The organism is Thiobacillus sp. 65-1402, assembly GCF_001897685.1.
GTDB lineage: Bacteria > Pseudomonadota > Gammaproteobacteria > Burkholderiales > Thiobacillaceae > Thiobacillus.
Map to the genome: position 1 here is coordinate 1 of NZ_MKUG01000221.1, position 16246 is coordinate 16246.

At 65.5% G+C, this 16246-nt stretch carries 22 protein-coding genes and 1 pseudogene; 18 read left to right on the top strand and 5 right to left on the bottom strand.

Annotated features, from left to right (window positions below; genetic code table 11):
• Together BGO62_RS16185 and BGO62_RS16190 are read right to left on the bottom strand one after the other, a co-directional pair.
• Positions 1-553 (bottom strand): transposase DNA-binding-containing protein (locus tag BGO62_RS16185; RefSeq protein ID WP_296642261.1); only part of this gene is annotated, 553 nt, incomplete at its 3' end.
• Between the two features lie 186 nt (positions 554-739).
• A complete protein-coding gene (locus BGO62_RS16190; protein ID WP_296644513.1) occupies positions 740-2710 on the bottom strand; it encodes a monovalent cation:proton antiporter family protein in 1971 nt (656 codons plus the stop codon).
• Positions 2711-2757: 47 nt separating this feature from the next.
• On the opposite strand from BGO62_RS16190, the gene BGO62_RS16195 reads away from it, so the two are divergent.
• The 16 genes from BGO62_RS16195 to BGO62_RS16270 all read left to right on the top strand — a co-directional run bounded on the left by BGO62_RS16195 (position 2758) and on the right by BGO62_RS16270 (position 13443).
• Positions 2758-3744 carry a KpsF/GutQ family sugar-phosphate isomerase gene (locus tag BGO62_RS16195; RefSeq protein ID WP_296644516.1) on the top strand — a complete coding sequence of 329 codons (987 nt, stop codon included), beginning with the start codon at positions 2758-2760 and terminating at the stop codon, positions 3742-3744.
• Positions 3744-4286 carry an HAD-IIIA family hydrolase gene (locus tag BGO62_RS16200; protein ID WP_296644519.1) on the top strand — a complete coding sequence of 181 codons (543 nt, stop codon included), beginning with the start codon at positions 3744-3746 and terminating at the stop codon, positions 4284-4286. The genes BGO62_RS16195 and BGO62_RS16200 overlap by 1 nt, the downstream gene beginning before the upstream one ends.
• A gap of 46 nt (positions 4287-4332) precedes the next feature.
• Positions 4333-4905 (top strand): LPS export ABC transporter periplasmic protein LptC, encoded by a 573-nt coding sequence (lptC, locus tag BGO62_RS16205; RefSeq protein ID WP_296644521.1) that lies wholly within the window; start codon positions 4333-4335, stop codon positions 4903-4905.
• A gap of 16 nt (positions 4906-4921) precedes the next feature.
• Positions 4922-5455, top strand: a complete 534-nt coding sequence (gene lptA / locus BGO62_RS16210; RefSeq protein ID WP_296644524.1) for a lipopolysaccharide transport periplasmic protein LptA — start codon at positions 4922-4924, stop codon at positions 5453-5455.
• On the top strand, positions 5452-6174 hold the full coding sequence (gene lptB / locus BGO62_RS16215; protein WP_296644527.1) for an LPS export ABC transporter ATP-binding protein: 723 nt from the start codon (positions 5452-5454) through the stop codon (positions 6172-6174). Before lptA ends, lptB begins: the two co-directional genes overlap by 4 nt.
• A gap of 71 nt (positions 6175-6245) precedes the next feature.
• Positions 6246-7679, top strand: a complete 1434-nt coding sequence (locus tag BGO62_RS16220) for an RNA polymerase factor sigma-54 (RefSeq protein ID WP_296644529.1) — start codon at positions 6246-6248, stop codon at positions 7677-7679.
• Positions 7680-7836: 157 nt separating this feature from the next.
• Positions 7837-8172 (top strand): ribosome-associated translation inhibitor RaiA, encoded by a 336-nt coding sequence (gene raiA, locus BGO62_RS16225; protein ID WP_296644533.1) that lies wholly within the window; start codon positions 7837-7839, stop codon positions 8170-8172.
• Between the two features lie 103 nt (positions 8173-8275).
• Entirely contained in the window at positions 8276-8731 is a 456-nt protein-coding gene (locus tag BGO62_RS16230) for a PTS sugar transporter subunit IIA (protein WP_296644536.1), read from the top strand.
• On the top strand, positions 8719-9669 hold the full coding sequence (gene hprK, locus BGO62_RS16235; protein WP_296644539.1) for an HPr(Ser) kinase/phosphatase: 951 nt from the start codon (positions 8719-8721) through the stop codon (positions 9667-9669). Before BGO62_RS16230 ends, hprK begins: the two co-directional genes overlap by 13 nt.
• A 1-nt stretch (position 9670) precedes the next feature.
• Complete coding sequence (gene rapZ, locus BGO62_RS16240) at positions 9671-10507, top strand: RNase adapter RapZ (protein ID WP_296644541.1); 837 nt, start codon at positions 9671-9673, stop codon at positions 10505-10507.
• Positions 10507-10869 carry a NusG domain II-containing protein gene (locus BGO62_RS16245; RefSeq protein WP_296644543.1) on the top strand — a complete coding sequence of 121 codons (363 nt, stop codon included), beginning with the start codon at positions 10507-10509 and terminating at the stop codon, positions 10867-10869. The genes rapZ and BGO62_RS16245 overlap by 1 nt, the downstream gene beginning before the upstream one ends.
• On the top strand, positions 10850-11368 hold the full coding sequence (locus tag BGO62_RS16250; protein ID WP_296644546.1) for a Gx transporter family protein: 519 nt from the start codon (positions 10850-10852) through the stop codon (positions 11366-11368). Before BGO62_RS16245 ends, BGO62_RS16250 begins: the two co-directional genes overlap by 20 nt.
• Positions 11369-11481: 113 nt before the next feature.
• Positions 11482-12099: a flavin prenyltransferase UbiX gene (locus BGO62_RS16255; RefSeq protein ID WP_296644548.1), complete on the top strand. Its 618-nt coding sequence runs from the start codon at positions 11482-11484 to the stop codon at positions 12097-12099.
• 5 nt (positions 12100-12104) lie between these two features.
• The gene (locus tag BGO62_RS16260; protein WP_296644551.1) at positions 12105-12692 is read left to right on the top strand and encodes an LON peptidase substrate-binding domain-containing protein; all 588 of its coding nucleotides are present in this window, start codon (positions 12105-12107) and stop codon (positions 12690-12692) included.
• Positions 12692-13240, top strand: coding sequence for a pyridoxamine 5'-phosphate oxidase family protein (locus BGO62_RS16265; protein ID WP_296644555.1), 549 nt, complete (start codon positions 12692-12694; stop codon positions 13238-13240). Before BGO62_RS16260 ends, BGO62_RS16265 begins: the two co-directional genes overlap by 1 nt.
• Entirely contained in the window at positions 13240-13443 is a 204-nt protein-coding gene (locus BGO62_RS16270; protein WP_296644557.1) for a hypothetical protein, read from the top strand. Before BGO62_RS16265 ends, BGO62_RS16270 begins: the two co-directional genes overlap by 1 nt.
• A 7-nt stretch (positions 13444-13450) precedes the next feature.
• On the opposite strand, the gene BGO62_RS16275 is transcribed toward BGO62_RS16270, so the two are convergent.
• Positions 13451-14182, bottom strand: coding sequence for a tRNA threonylcarbamoyladenosine dehydratase (locus BGO62_RS16275; protein ID WP_296644560.1), 732 nt, complete (start codon positions 14180-14182; stop codon positions 13451-13453).
• Between the two features lie 16 nt (positions 14183-14198).
• On the opposite strand from BGO62_RS16275, the gene BGO62_RS16280 reads away from it, so the two are divergent.
• A complete protein-coding gene (locus BGO62_RS16280) occupies positions 14199-14399 on the top strand; it encodes a DUF2905 domain-containing protein (RefSeq protein ID WP_296644563.1) in 201 nt (66 codons plus the stop codon).
• 33 nt (positions 14400-14432) lie between these two features.
• Entirely contained in the window at positions 14433-14999 is a 567-nt protein-coding gene (gene greB, locus BGO62_RS16285; RefSeq protein ID WP_296644566.1) for a transcription elongation factor GreB, read from the top strand.
• Between the two features lie 43 nt (positions 15000-15042).
• Here the strand turns inward: greB and BGO62_RS16290 are convergent, their stop codons facing one another.
• Positions 15043-15885 (bottom strand): co-chaperone YbbN, encoded by an 843-nt coding sequence (locus BGO62_RS16290; protein ID WP_296644568.1) that lies wholly within the window; start codon positions 15883-15885, stop codon positions 15043-15045.
• Positions 15886-15939: 54 nt separating this feature from the next.
• A pseudogene (locus BGO62_RS16295) lies at positions 15940-16246 on the bottom strand (adenylosuccinate lyase); the annotation flags it as partial.

A 16246-nucleotide genomic window follows, 5' to 3' on the forward strand; every position in this document is an offset into this window, starting at 1 on the left:
CCAGATCGCGGGCTTGCGCCATCAGGGCCACGATGTCGGCCTCCCGATCCGCCACGTACACCAGACGGGTGTCCGGCAGGCTGGCCGCCAGTTCGGCGATGCGCATGTAGCCTTCCGTCCAGCGGGTGCTTTCCAGCAGGCCGCCCCGTTGTCCGTCCGCGTCCTTGGGCTCGCGCGCCCACATCCAGGCATCCAGCACCCCCAGGGGTTCCCGTTCCGGGCTAACCGCGTAGGTGGGATGGACGTACATGCCACGCTGCGCTTCATAGGACAGCGGTCCCAGACCGGCAATGCCTTGCCCGTTGAAGTCCAGTTCCGTGGTGTCCTGCAGGCACAGGACGACGGGATGGGCGCGCATGCGCGCCTCGGAACTGCGCCAGTGCGGCGCAAGGATGGCTTCCCATTCAACGTCGTCCTGGGACAGAAAGCGATACGCCGCCTGGGTTTCCGCCCAGCCTCCGCACGCTTGCGGAATGCTGGCCATCGGATTGGCGGCCATGCGCTCGGCCAGCAGCACCGTGCGCTTGTCCAGACGCCTGTCGCCGAGATCGATATCCTTGAACTCCTCCGCCGCCCAGCTCATCACGCAAACCTCGTATTACCAGAGAAGTCAGCATGTTACGGTGAGGCATTGAAGTTGTGTGTAATGGGATGGACTGAACGACGCTTTGCCAGCTGCCCCACCTGCCGCCAACTATGTGGATAATGGCACTAACATTTACGTAGTCTGCAAGAACCCTTAACCCTGCAACACCCTGAACTCCGCCGCCGCCAGCCCGTCGGCGGCGCCACGCAGCACCAGCACGTCGCCAGCCTGGATTCGGGTATCGGGCTGGGGATCGATCCCCTTGATGCCCTGGCGGCGGATCGCCACCACCTCCACCAGCAACGCGTCCAGCGCCAGTTCTTCCAGGCTGCGCCCCACCGCGGCTGCGCCCTGCGTGATCAGGACGGTATTGAGGCGCGGCTGGGTCTGCTGGTCGAGCTCGTCGTCGGCGTCGCTGGCGCCACGGAAAAAACCGCGCATCATGGCGTAACGCGTTTCGCGCACATCGCGAACGCGTTTCAGCACCCGGGACAACGGCACCCCCACCAGCATCAGCGCGTGCGAGGCGAGCATCAGCGAGCCCTCCATCACCTCGGACACCACCTCGGCCGCCCCCGCCGCCTTCAGCGCGTCGATGTGGGTGTCGTCGATGGTGCGCACCACCACCGGCAACTCCGGCTTGAGTTCGCGCACGTGGCGCAGGATCGCCATGCTCGAATGCACGTCGGAATAGGTCACCACCACCGCCTGCGCCCGGCTGAGGCCGGCGGCGACCAGCACTTCGCGGCGGCTGGCGTCGCCGTACACGACCGACACGCCGGACGCCGCCACCGCGCGGATACGCTCGGGGTCGGCATCGAGCGCGACGAAGTTGATGCCTTCGGCCTCCAGCAGGCGCGCCAGGTTCTGCCCGCTGCGGCCGTAGCCGCAGACGATCACATGCCGGGTCTTGCCGAAGGTCTTGACCGCGATGTCGTGCACTTCCTTCGCCCGCCCGGCCCATTCGCTGCCGGCAAGCAGGCGGGTGAGGCTGTCCATGCGATTGATCAGCAACGGCGCGATCAGCATCGATACCACCATTGCCGCCAGCACCGGCTGGGTGATGTCGGCGCCCAGCAGCTTGAGGTCTGCCGCCTGCGCCAGCAGCACGAAGCCGAATTCGCCCGCCTGCGCCAGCCCCAGCGCGGTTCGCACGGCGGTGGGACGACTGCTGCCGAAGGCCGTGGCCAGCCCGGCGACCAGCACGCCTTTGCCGATGACGATTGCCGCCACCAGCAGCAGCACACTGTTCCAGTTCAGCATCACCTGCATCAGGTCGAGCCGCATCCCGATGGTGACGAAGAACAGCCCCAGCAGGACATCGCGGAAAGGCTTGATGTCGTCTTCCACCTGGTAGCGGTATTCGGTTTCCGACACCAGCATGCCGGCGAGGAAGGCACCGAGCGCCAGCGACAGGCCCGCCCTCTCGGTCAGGAAGGCCAGCCCCAGGGTGAACAGCAGCAGGTTCAGCGTGAACAGTTCGGGCGACTTGCGCCCCGCCACCCACTGGAACCACGGACGCATCACGCGCTGGCCGACGAACAGCAGAAACCCCAGCACCGCCACCGCCTTCAACACCGCCAGCCCCAGCACCATCCCCATGTCGTCGGCATCCTTGGCAAACGCCGGGATCAGGATCAGCAGCGGAACCACCGCCAGATCCTGGAACAGCAGCGCGCCGAAAATCTGCCGCCCGTGCGGCGTCTGGATTTCCAGCCGCTCGGCCAGCAGCTTCGACACGATGGCGGTCGACGACATCGACATGATGCCGCCCAGCGCAACCGCGGCCAGCAGCGGCAAATCGAGCAGCCAGGCGATGAGCGCGGCACAGGCGATGGTCAGCACCACCTGCGCGCCGCCGAAGCCGAACACCGTCGCGCGCATGCTCATCAGGCGCGGCAGGCTGAACTCCAGGCCGATGGAGAACATCAGGAACACCACGCCGAATTCGGCCAGGTAACGCTCTTCCTCGCTGTCCGGAATCCATCCCAGCGCGAACGGGCCGATGGCAATTCCGGTCACCAGATAGCCGAGCATGGTCGGCAGCCGCAGCGCCCGCGCCGCAGCCACCACCAGCACGGCGGCCGCAAGCAGGATCAGCACGAGCTGGAGGCTGGAATGCATCAAGGAAAACGGGGAGGGAAAGACAGGCTTTAGTATACTTGCCGACCATGCAGCCCCAATCCACTTCTCCCGAACATTTGCTGGTGCTGGCGCGCCAGGTACTCGACATCGAAGCCGATGCCCTGCGCGCCGTGTCCGAGCGTCTCGACGCCGGCTTTGCCGACGCCGTGCAGCTGATCCTGGCGTGCAGCGGCCGCGTGGTGGTGTCGGGGATGGGCAAGTCGGGGCACATCGGCAGCAAGATCGCCGCCACCCTGGCGTCCACCGGCACCCCCGCCTTTTTCATGCACCCGGGCGAAGCCAGCCACGGCGATCTCGGCATGATCGCGCCCAACGACGTGGTGCTGGCACTGTCGAACTCGGGCGAGAGCAGCGAAATCGTCAGCATCGTGCCGCTCATCAAGCGGCGTGGCGCCAAACTCATTGCGATGACCGGCAATCCCGGCTCGACCATGGCGCGCGAGGCCGACGTGCACCTCAATGCCGGCGTCGACAAGGAAGCCTGCCCGCTCAACCTGGCGCCCACCGCCAGCACCACCGCCGCGCTGGCGCTGGGCGACGCACTGGCGGTGGCATTGCTCGACGTGCGCGGCTTCTCGGCCGACGACTTCGCGCGCACCCATCCCGGCGGCAGCCTGGGGCGGCGGCTGCTCATCCATGTGCACGACGTCATGCACACGGGGGACGCGCTGCCGAAAATCGACAGCACCGCCTCGCTCAAGCTCGCCCTGCTCGAAATGACGCAAAAAGGGCTCGGCATGACCGCCGTGGTCGACGCTGCCGGCAAAGTGGCGGGGGTGTTCACCGATGGCGACCTGCGGCGGGCCCTGGAGCACGCGCTCGACCTGCAGCAGGCGCAGGTGGTCGACCTGATGACCAAAAACCCCAAAACAATCCGCGCGGACGAACTCGCCGTGGCGGCGGTAGAAAAAATGGAAACGCTGAAAATCAACGGCCTGCTGGTGGTCGACGCCGACAACACCCTGCTGGGCGCGCTCAACATGCACGACCTGCTGAAAGCGGGGGTGGTTTGATGACTGCCGACGGGATGAATGCGGCCCTGACCGCCCGCGCACGCAGAATCAGGCTGGTCGCATTCGACGTCGATGGCGTGATGACCGACGGCACCCTGTTCCTGGCCGACGACGGACAGGAATACAAAGGCTTCAATTCGCTCGACGGCCACGGCCTGAAAATGCTCAAGAGCAGCGGCGTCGAGCTCGCCATCATCACCGGGCGCAGTTCGCGGGTGGTGGAACACCGCGCCAGGAATCTCGGCATCGAAATCGTCCACCAGGGCGCGCACGACAAGCTGGCGGTCTATGAAGCACTGTGCCGCGAACTCGGCATCGCCAGCGAAACCACCGCCTACATGGGCGACGACGTCGTCGATCTGCCGGTGATGCGGCGCGCCGGCCTGGCGATCACCGTGCCCGCGGCGCCCGATCTGGTCAAGGCGCACAGCCATCTGGTCACCACCCGCGAAGCCGGGCGCGGCGCAGTGCGCGAAGCCTGCGAATTCCTGATGCGCGCGCAGGGCACGCTGGACGCGGTGCTGGCACCTTATCTGAAATGACGCACCGTGCACGGGCCGCATCGCGCGCCGCCGGTTCGAGGGCGGCATGATCGCGCGGGGGTCGTTGTGGCTTCCGCTGGCCATTTTGCTGCTGCTGGCTGCGCTCAGTTTCTGGATCGAGCGTTCAGTGGAACTGCCGGCCAGCGACAGCCCGTCCGCCCGGACCGATCCCGAAGGCATCATGGAAAACTTCGATGCGCTGCGCACCGATCCGGCAGGCAACCCCCACTATCGCTTGTCCGCCAGGAAGCTCAAACATTATTCCGGCAGCAAGCGTACCGAGCTGGAGTCGCCCCGCTTCCTCCAGTTGGGCGTGCAGGCCGGCGAAGTGAGCGCGGAGGCGCGCCAGGCCACGGTCTCGCCCGACGGTCACGAGGTGGATCTGCGCGGCAACGTCGTCGTGGAACGCGCCGCCCGGCCGGGACAATCCGCCATGCTGCTGCGCACCGAGCGACTGCTGGTTTTTCCCGAACGCGACCGGTTGCGCGCGCCGGGCGCGGTGAACATTCGCGACGCCACCTCGAATTTGCGCGCAAGCGCCATGGAATACGACGCCAGGCAACGCGTCATCAAACTGACAGGACGGGTGCAGGCCCGTTATATTTCCGGAAAAAGCTAAGGGCTTAGTTGACGCCATGCAAACATTGAAAACAGGGGTTTATGCGATTCTGTGCGCTGCCCTGCTGATCTCGCCCGCCCACGCCGAGAAGGCCGATCGCGACAAGCCGGTCAACCTCGAGGCCGACACGGTCACCCTCGACGACATCAAGAAAATCAGCGTCTACCAGGGCAACGTGATCCTGAGCCAGGGCACGCTGATGCTGCGAGCCGACCGTGTGCAGGTGACGCAGAATGCCGGCGGACTCGACAAGATCAGCGCCGTCGGCCGCCCGGTGGCGTTCCGCCAGAAGCTCGATGGCCGCGATGAATTCATCGAGGGATTCTCCGACCGCATCGAGTTCGACAGCGCCAGCAGCCAGCTCGAACTGATCGGCCAGGCCCGCTTGCGGCGCGACGGCGACGAACTGCGCGGCGCGCAGATCTCCTACAACGCCGACACCGAGTTCTACAAGGTCGTCGGCCAGCCCGGCGCCCAGACTCCGAGCGGCCGCGTGCGCGCCGTGATCCGCCCGAAACCGCGCCCCGGGCAGCCCGCCGCCAAGCCATGAGCCGGATTTCCGCCCAGGGCCTGCGCAAGACGTATGGCAAACGCACCGTGGTGCACGACGTCTCCTTCGAGGTCGAAAGCGGCGAAGTGGTCGGCCTGCTCGGCCCCAACGGCGCCGGCAAGACCACCTGCTTCTACATGGTGGTCGGGCTGGTCGCGGCCGATGGCGGCAGCGTGCGGATGGACACCCACGACCTCACCCACATGGCGATCCACCAGCGCGCGCGGCTGGGGTTGTCCTACCTGCCGCAGGAGCCGTCGATATTCCGCAAGATGACGGTGGAGGAAAACATCCGCGCCATTCTGGAACTTAAGCCTTACGGCAAGGACGAGCGCGACGAGCATCTCAACAACCTGCTCGAGGATCTGCACATCGAACATCTGCGCGATGCCGCCGCGGTCAGCCTGTCCGGCGGCGAGCGCCGCCGCGTCGAAATCGCCCGCGCACTGGCGATCAACCCGCGCTTCGTTCTCCTCGACGAGCCTTTCGCCGGGGTCGACCCCATCGCCGTGATCGATATCCAGAAGCTGGTGCATTTCCTGATCGAGCGCAACATCGGTGTCCTCATCACCGACCACAACGTGCGCGAAACCCTCGGCATCTGCGACCGCGCCTACATCATCAACGAAGGCCGCGTACTGATAGCCGGCACGCCCGACCTCCTCATCCAGGACGACAACGCGCGCAAGGTCTACCTGGGTGAAAATTTCCGCCTGTAGGCGCGGCCTGCACAACTGAATCGCGGTACACTTGATTCAAGTCGGCACGATTTTTGCCGTAGTCAAGATTCATGAAACACAGCCTTCAACTCAAGCTCGGCCAGCACCTTGCCCTGACGCCCCAATTGCAGCAGTCGATCCGGCTGCTGCAGTTGTCGACGCTGGAATTGAATCAGGAGCTGGAGCAGATGCTGCAGGACAACCCGCTGCTGGAACGCGAGGACGAAGACGAAGCCGGTTACGCCGCTGCCGACGCACCGGCGCATACCGCCGAAGCCGAAGCGCAAGGCACGGAAACGCCTGCGCCGGAAAACGTCGAATCCGAACCGGCCACCGCACTGGACGATGCCGACTGGAACGACTACAGCACCGCGAGCGGCGACGACGAAGACAACGACTATGCGCAGGGCTCGGTTTCCGGCGCGACCTTGCGCGAACATCTGCTGAACCAGCTGATCGTCAGTCCGCTCACCCTGCGCGACCGCACCCTGGTCGCCGCGCTGATCGACGACCTCGACGAAGCCGGTTTCCTCACCCAGCCGCTGGCGGACATCGTCGCCAGCCTGCAGGCCGAACTCGAGGAACTCGAACCCGAAGAAGTCGAGACCGCGCTCAAGCATCTGCAAAACATGGACCCGACCGGAGTCGGCGCACGCAATCTGGCCGAATGCCTGACCCTGCAACTGCGCACCCTGCCGCCCGACACCCCGGCGCGCGATGCGGCCATGCGGCTGACCACGCATTACCTCGATCTGCTGGCCGCGCGCGATGTCGGCAAGCTGAAAAAGATGCTCGGCATCGACGACCTCACGCTGCGCGCCGCGCGTTCCCTGATTCTTTCGCTCAACCCGCGGCCGGGCGCGGCCTTCGGCGCCGACGAAACGCACTACGTCATCCCGGACGTGTATGTGCGCAAGGTCAAGGGCATGTGGATCGCCAGCCTCAACGCCGACGCCATGCCCAAGCTGCGCGTCAACCGCGTCTATGCCGACATCCTGGCGCGCCACCGCGAGTCCGGCGGCAGCCAACTGGCCAGCCAGCTGCAGGAGGCGCGCTGGCTGATCAAGAACGTGCAGCAGCGCTTCGACACCATCCTGCGCGTTTCGCAGGCCATCGTCGACCGCCAGAAGCATTTCTTCGAGCACGGCGAGGTGGCGATGCGGCCGCTGGTGCTGCGCGAGATCGCCGACGTGGTGGAGCTGCACGAATCGACCATTTCGCGCGTCACCACGCAAAAGTTCATGATGACGCCACGTGGGCTGTACGAGTTGAAGTATTTCTTCGGCAGCCACGTCGCCACCGATAGCGGCGGCGCCTGCTCGTCGACCGCCATACGCGCACTCATCAAACAACTGATCGCCGCCGAAAGCGGCAAGAAACCGCTGTCCGACGGCCAACTGGCCGAGGTGCTCGGTCAGCAGGGCATCGTGGTGGCCCGCCGCACGGTCGCCAAATACCGCGAATCGCTGCAGATCCCTCCCGCCAACATGCGCCGCGCGCTTTGATCGCAAAGGCTTTCCGGGCGGCACCCGTCCGAAAAGAGGCCGCGCGCTTGAATGTGTCCTGCTTTCGCTCCACAATGAAATCGAGCGTGAAGAATCGCTCCTGAAGCCGGAACAGAAACCGGCTCTCAGCATTTTTCAGCAGATCCTAGGAGGCGCTATGAATTTGAAGATTTCCGGTCATCACCTGGAAGTGACCCCAGCCATCCGCGACTACGTTTCCGAGAAGCTCAACCGCGTCAAGCGCCATTTCGACCACGTCATCAACCTGAACGTCATCATGCAGGTGGAAAAGCTGGTGCACAAAGTGGAGGCCACCTTGCACGTCAAGGGCCATGACTTCCATGCCAGCAGCGAAGACGGCAACATGTACGCTGCGATCGACCTGCTGGCCGACAAGCTGGACCGCCAAATCGTCAAGCACAAGGAAAAAATCTCGGATGTCCATCAGGACGGCGGCAGTTTGAAGCATCAACCGACGGAAAGCGCCGCCTGACGCCAAACGGCTTGAATCGAAGCCACGCACACCGGGGGCAGTTTGCCGCCTCCGGGCGTATAATCTGCAGGTGCCGGTTTTTCCAACCGGCTTTGCAACCGGCATGAACCTAATCACCCCCCTCATCACCCCCGACACCACCTTGCTGGATGTGAGCTTTACCAGCAAGAAAAAGCTGTTCGAACACGCAGCCGAACTGTTCGCCAGAACCCACGCGCTCAAGGCCCCGGATATTTTCACCAGCCTGTTCGAGCGCGAACGCCTCGGGTCGACCGCGCTCGGCCACGGAATCGCCATTCCGCACGGCCGCATCAAAGGCCTGAAGGATGCCAGCGGCGCGTTTTACCGGCTGAAAACCCCGCTGGAATTCGATGCCCCCGACAACCAGCCGGTTTCCCTGTGCTTCATTTTGCTGGTTCCCCAGGACGCCAACGAACGCCATCTGCAAATTCTCGGGGAGCTGGCGCAGCTGTTCGGCGACGACGCCATGCGCGCGAAAATGCTGGCCGCCGCCGCTCCGCACGACCTCATTGCGCTGCTCGGCGCATGGACGAGCTAAGCCGAATTTCGGTTGCAACCCTGTTCCGCGACATGGCGGAACAGCTCGGCCTGCAATGGGTGGCCGGACGCGACGGCGGCCAGCGCATCCTGTCTTCCGAAACCATCCAGAAACCGGCCCTGGCCCTCATCGGCCACCTGAATTTCGTCCACCCGAACCGGGTGCAGGTACTCGGGCCCGCCGAAATGGACTACCTGCGCGGCCTGTCCGAATCCGGCCTCCAGGAAGCCATCGAGCACCTGTTTTCGAGCGAACTCGCAGCCATCGTCGTCTCCAACGGCGAAACCGTGCCGGCCGTTTTAAGCGATGGCGCGGAACGCACCGAAACGCCGTTGTTCACCTCGACCCTCGCCAGTCCGATCCTGGTGTCCTATCTGGGGCATTACCTGACGCAGCACCTGGCCGAGTCCACTTCGATCCACGGCGTGTTTCTCGAAGTCCTCGGCACCGGCGTGCTCATCAAGGGCGACGCCGGGGTCGGCAAAAGCGAACTGGCGCTGGAACTCGTCACGCGCGGGCATCGGCTGGTCGCCGACGACGTGGTCGAATTGAGGCATGTCGCGCCGGAAACGCTGGAAGGCAATTGCCCGCCGCTGATCCGCGACTTTCTGGAAGTGCGCGGACTCGGCATCCTCAACATCCGCTACCTGTTCGGCGAAACGGCGGTCAAGCTGCAGAAGAATCTCAAACTCATCGTCGAGCTGGTGCATCCGCAGGAGATCGGCGAAGTCGGCCTCAACCGGCTCGACATGGTGGCCTCCACCGAAACCCTCCTCGACGTCGCCATTCCCAAGGTGCGCATTCCGGTAGCGGCTGGCCGCAACCTGGCGGTGCTGGTCGAAGTGGCGGTGCGCAATCACATTCTGAAAAGCCGCGGCATCAATCCGGTCGAGCAGTTCATCAAGCGCCAGCAGGCGGCCATCGACGGGGGCGGCTGAGATGCAGATCGTGCTGGTTTCAGGCTTGTCGGGCTCGGGAAAAAGCATCGCCATCGCGGTATTGGAAGACGTCGGGTACTACTGCGTCGACAACCTGCCGCTCGCCATGCTGCAGCCGCTGGTCGACTACCTGAAACGCGAAGGCCACGACCGCATCGCCATCGCCATCGATGCGCGCAGCAGCGCAAGTTTCACGCAGCTGCCACTGATCGCCGAAGCGCTGCGCAACCAGGGCGCCGACCTGCGGGTGATCTTTCTCGAAGCGAAAACCCTGTCGCTGGTCAAACGCTTTTCCGAAACGCGGCGGCGGCACCCGCTGTCCAGCGACAGCGTTTCGCTGCAGGAGGCCATCCAGCTCGAACGCGAGATGCTCGCCGACATCGCGCCGCTGGCGCACCGCATCGACACCAGCGACCTCTCCGCCTCGGCGCTGCGGCTATGGATCAAGGACCTGATCGGCCAGGACCGTTCGCGCATCACCCTGCTGTTCGAATCCTTCGGTTTCAAGCACGGCATTCCGCTCGACGCCGACCTGGTGTTCGACGTGCGCTGCCTGCCCAACCCGCATTACGTCGCCGAGCTGCGTCCGCTCACCGGGCGCGACCGGCCGGTGCAGGATTTTCTCGAAGCCAGCCCCAACGCCATGGCGCTGCTGGCCGACATCCGCGGCTTCGTCGAAAACTGGCTGCCGTGCTTCATCCGCGACCACCGTGCCTACCTGACCGTGGCCATCGGCTGCACCGGCGGCCAGCACCGCAGCGTCTACTTCGCGGAAACGCTGGCCGCCGCCTTCCGCGAACGCGAGCAGGTGCTGGTACGGCACCGCGAACTGAGCTGATGCTGCTGCGTGCCGGCGATATCGGCGTGCTGCTGGCGGGCGGCGGCATCGTCGTCGCGCTGGCGGTGTTTGCCTGGGGCGGCGGACGCGGCGACACCGTCGTCATCCGCGCCGCCGGGCAGGTGGTGGAGACCGCGGCGCTCACCCACGCGCAGCGCTTTGCCGTTGACGGCCCGCTCGGCACCACGCGGATCGAAATCGAACCCGGCCGCGCCCGCGTGGCGGCCGACCCCTCGCCGCGCCAGCTGTGCGTGAAGCAGGGCTGGCTCACGCAATCGGGGCAGGCGGCCCTGTGCCTGCCGAATCAGGTCAGCCTCGAAATCCGCGGGCATGCCTCGGCCTATGACACACTCGGCTATTGAGCTGCCGGTTACCGCGGACGACCGCCGCATCGCGCGGCTGGCGGCGCTGGCAATCGGCCTGACGCTGGCCGAAGCGGCGATCCCCAGCCCCATCCCCGGGGTGAAACCCGGGCTCGCCAACATCGTCGTCCTGCTGGTGCTGCTGCAGCACGGCTGGCGCGCGGCGGTCTGGGTATCGGGTTTGCGCGTGCTGGCCGGCAGCCTGCTGCTGGGCAGCCTGTTTGCGCCGGGCTTCTGGCTGTCGGCGGCCGGCGCGCTCGCCAGCCTGGCGGTGCTGGCACTCGCACGCCACCTGCCCGCGCGCGCATTCGGCCCGGTCAGCCTGTCGGTGCTGGCGGCCTGGGGACACATCGGCGGACAGCTTGCGCTGGCCGGCGCATGGCTGCTGCCGGGCGCAGCGCTCATCAAACTGCTGCCCGTGTTTGCCGCCGCCGCCCTGGTTTTCGGCGCCGTCAACGGCGTCATCGTGGCGCGCCTGCTTGCCCGCCCCGGAGCCTGACAGACGGACGCTGCCAAGAATCGCGGCAGGCGCCCGCAAGCGCTAGATGCGATCCGCGCGGCGTGATGGCGGCACAGTAGATTATTGGCCGCATCCAAGCGACAATTCGCGCCATGCATCCGCCCCTCAACACCGTCACCCTCGCGCTTTCCGGCGCTTCCGGCATGGCCTATGGCCTGCGTCTGCTTGAATGCCTGCTGGCTGCCGATCTGAATGTTTACCTGCTGGTATCGCAGGCCGCCCACATCGTCGCCAAGCAGGAGCTCGGCGTGACGCTGCCCGCGCGCGCCGGCGATCTCGAAAAACAGTTGTCCGCCGCTCTCCGTGCAGGCGACGGCCAGCTGCGCGTGTTCGGCCGCGAAGACTGGAATGCGCCGCTCGCGTCGGGCTCCAATCCGGCCGATGCGATGGTGGTATGCCCATGCTCGATGGGCACGCTCGCCGCGATCGCGCACGGCCTCTCCGACAACCTGATCGAGCGCGCCGCCGACGTCATGCTGAAGGAACAAAAGAAGCTGATCCTGGTTCCGCGCGAAGCGCCGTTTTCCACCCTGCACCTGGAAAACATGCTGACGCTGTCGAGAATGAACGCCGTCATCCTGCCTGCCAACCCCGGCTTCTATCACCGGCCGCAAAGCGTCGAGGATATCGTCGACTTCATCGTCGCGCGCATCCTCGACCAACTGGGCATCCAGCACGCGCTGATGGCGCGGTGGGGCGACGACCATTGAGCGCCATGCCCAGACAGGCCAGCTTGCCGCTATTCCCGCTCAATACCGTGATCTTCCCCGGCGGGCAGTTGCCGCTGCGGATTTTCGAGCAGCGCTATCTCGACATGGTCAAACAGGCCATCGCCGAAAATTCGCCGTTCGGCATCTGCGCCATTCGCGAAGGCACCGAGAGCGGCGCCCCTGCCGTTCCCTACTCCGTCGGCACGCTGGTCCGCGTCACCGACTGGGACATGCCGCAAACCGGCATCCTGCATATCGGCACCCAGGCGGAGGAACGCTTCGTCATCCGCAGCACCCGCACCGAGCCCGGCGGCCTGCTCGTCGGCACCGTGGAAACGGTCAGCGGCGAGGCCGCCACGGCAGTCCCGCAAGAGCTTGAACTTGCCGTCGAGATCCTGCGCCACATCATCGACGAATACGGCGACGCGCATTTCCCCGCGCCGCACGAATTCGGCAACGCCGTATGGGTGGGCTACCGGCTGTCCGAAGTGCTGCCGCTCACGCTTTCCATCAAACAAAATCTGCTGGAAATGAATGACAGCGTGACCCGCCTGCGCATCCTCACCGAATTCCTCAGGAAGCAGATCAACTGATGGCACGCTTCTACCCTGCGCTCGAAGCCAGACACCGTGCCTTCATCGCCGCGCAGAAGCTGTTCTTCACCGCCAGCGGCACCGCCGCCGGCCGCATCAACCTGTCGCCCAAGGGGATGGACAGCCTGCGCGTGCTTTCCGACTCCCGCGTCGCCTATCTCGACCTCACCGGCAGCGGCAACGAAACCGCCGCCCACCTGCTGCACGATGGCCGCATGACGTTGATGTTCTGCAGCTTCGACACCGACCCGCTGATCCTGCGGCTATACGGGCGCGGCCGTGCCGTGCGCCGGCAGGATTCCGAGTGGGCCGAATTGCGCCGCCATTTCCCCGCCCTTCCCGGCGAGCGCCAGCTCATCGTCCTCGACATCGAATCGGTGCAGACCTCGTGCGGTTACGCCGTGCCGAGGTATACCTACGCAGGCGAACGCGACACGCTGGCGCGCTGGGTCGACAAGAAAGGCCCGCTCGGCCTCCTCGATTACTGGCGCGAAAAAAATCGCTTCAGCATCGACGGCCTGCCCACCGGATTACTGGAGGATGCGTGATGAAAACGACCCTGATTCCGCTTGCATTAATCCTGGCGGGCTGCGATCCCACTCCGCCGCCGCATCCGGAAACCGAACCCACCCCGAGCCCGGCATTCGCAACGCAGACTCAGGCGCTGGAAAAAGCGCGCGCGGCGGAAGCTTGGCTGATGGACGCGGCGGAGGCGCAGCGCAGGCAGACGGAAGGCGCGACGCCGCCGTAGGCAGGCGTCACGCGGCCAGCAGCCGCTGCACCACCGCCCCCGCCAGCATCAGGCCGAACAGCGGCGGCATGTAGCTGATGGTGCCGTTGACTGCGCGGGCGCGGCCGCGCCCCTCGACCGGCTGCGGCGGCAACGGGGCGCGCCCGGCTTCATCGGAAAACACGGTGAGCACGCCCTTGGCAATGCCGCGCTTGCGCAGGCGCTTGCGCATCACCGAGGCGAGCGGGCACATGCTAGTTTTCGAAATATCGGCGATCCGGATGCGGGTCGGGTCGAGCTTGTTGCCAGCGCCCATGCTGGACGCCACGCGCAAGCCGCGCTCGACGCTGCTGACGACCAGCGCGACCTTGCAGTTGAGCGAATCGATGCAATCGACGACGAAATCGACATCGGCCGGCACGCTGTCGGCCACGGTTTCCGGAATCAGGAACTCACGGATCACGCTGAGCTGGCAGTCCGGGTTGATGTCGCGGATGCGCGCCGCCATCAACTCGGCCTTCGGCTGCCCGACCGTGGACAGCAGCGCGGGCAGCTGGCGATTGATGTTCGATGCCGCGACGACATCGTGATCGATCAGGGTCAGCCGTCCCACCCCCGCACGCGCCAGCGCCTCGGCGCAATACGAGCCGACGCCGCCCAAACCGGCCACCAGAACGTGTGCATTGGCTAGCCGCGCCTGCTCGCCGGCATCGAGCAGAATCCGGGTACGTTCAAACTGCGGCGGCAAGACTGCGTCCATCGGCTAAAATCCCCTCATGGTTAAATGGCTGGTCACACTCGTTCTGGCGCTATTGGTATTGGGACTGCTCACCCCCTGGCTCAACCGTCTGGGGCTGGGGCGGCTGCCCGGCGACGTCCAGGTCAAGCGCAAGCGGGGCGTATTCTACTTCCCCTTTACCAGTGTCATTCTCATGTCGCTGGCGCTCTCCCTGCTGGCCTATCTGCTGGGCCGCTGAACCCGGCCCCGCCCCCCTGTCGCCGCCCCCGAAATGAACAAAGCATTCGTGAAAGAAACCGATGCCCCGGATGCCGATGAAGACGACATCGTCGCGCCGGCGCTGCCTGCCGGATCGAAGAACTACATGACGCCCGCAGGTTACGCACGGCTGGACGCCGAATTCAACCAGCTGTGGAAGGTCGAGCGGCCCAAGCTGGTGGAAACCATCTCCTGGGCGGCAAGCAACGGCGACCGCTCGGAAAACGGCGACTACATCTACGGCAAGAAGCGGCTGCGCGAAGTCGACCGCCGCATCCGTTTCCTGTCCAAGCGCCTTGAGCACGCCGAGGTTGTCGACCCCGCCAGCCGCGAGGACACCGATCAGGTGTTTTTCGGCGCCACCGTCACCATCGCCGACCAGGACGGCAGCGAATCCACCTATGCCATCGTCGGCATCGACGAGGCCGACGCCGGACGCGGCCGCGGCCGCATAGCGTGGATTTCACCGATGGCACGCGCCCTGCTGAAAGCGCGCGAGGGCGACCGCGTCAGCGTGCAGACCCCGGATGGGCGGCGCGAGGTTGACATCGTCGCGGTGCGCTACGTCGCGCTGGACTAGAGTCAGGGGCGAAAAGGGACAGGCTATTCACTGCCCCCTGCGATCAGTTCAACGCGCTCGCCAGCAGGCGCCGGTAGCGGCTCACCAATTCGCCTCCGCCCAGCAGGGTGAAAACCGACAGCAGGGTTTTGCGGCCGATGTCGTCCTCGAAGCCGCGGTCACGGCGGACGATTTCCAGCAGCTGCGCCATGCCGGGCTCGAACCGGCCGGCCGCCACATGCAGGTTGGCGAGTTTCAGCCGCGCCTCCAGATCGTTTTCATCCGCCGCCACCCGCGCGCTCAGCGCAGCCTCGTCCGCGTCCGCCGTGCCGACGAACTGTAGCCGGGCCTTGAGTTGCTGCGCACGCGGATCGGCATCGTCCGGCACGCTCGCGAGCAGGCGGCGGGCTTCGTCGGCTTCGCCCAGATCGAGCATGATTTCGGCGGCATCGAGCCGTACGCCGACATGCGCGGGGGCGAGTCTTGACGCATCGGCCAGCCGCTGCAGCGCGGCCGAGGCATCGCCCGCAAGACGCAGTTCGGCGGCCTGCGCACGCAGCTCGTCCGCCGGGCTCGGGACGAGGCGGTCGAGAAAGGCGCGCACCTCACCTTCCGGCAGCGCGCCGGAAAACTCGTCGACCGGCTCGCCGTCGATGAAGGCCTTGACGCTGGGAATGCCGCGCACCGCGTAACGCGCGGCGAGTTCCTGGTTGTCGTCGGAGTTGATCTTGGCGAGCAGGAACTTGCCGCCGTATTCCGCAGCGAGTTTTTCCAGGATGGGTTTCAGCGATTTGCACGGGCCGCACCAGGGCGCCCAGAAATCGACCACCACCGGGCGCTGCTTCGATTCTTCGAGGACGTGTTGCTGAAAGTCGGCAAGGTTGACGTCGAGTGCGTGTTCGGACATGGTGACTCCGCTTCAATCGCCGGCTTGCATCGATCCGGCTTAAATCAGACTGCCTTAAATCTGCCTGGCCAGCTCGGCCGCCATCCCGGTATAGGACGCCGGCGTCAGCGTTTTCAGGCGCACCTTCTCGGCATCCGGAATCGTCAGGCCGTCGATGAAGCCGTGCAGCGTGTCGCGCGTGATGCCGGCCTTGCCGCGCGTCAGCTCCTTCAGCTGCTCGTAGGGGTTGGCGACGCCGTAACGCCGCATCACGGTCTGGATCGGCTCGGCCAGCACTTCCCAGTTGGCGTCGAGATCGGCCGCCAGCGCAGCCGGATTGGCTTCGAGCTTGCCGAGTCCGCGCAGGCAGGATTCGTAGGCG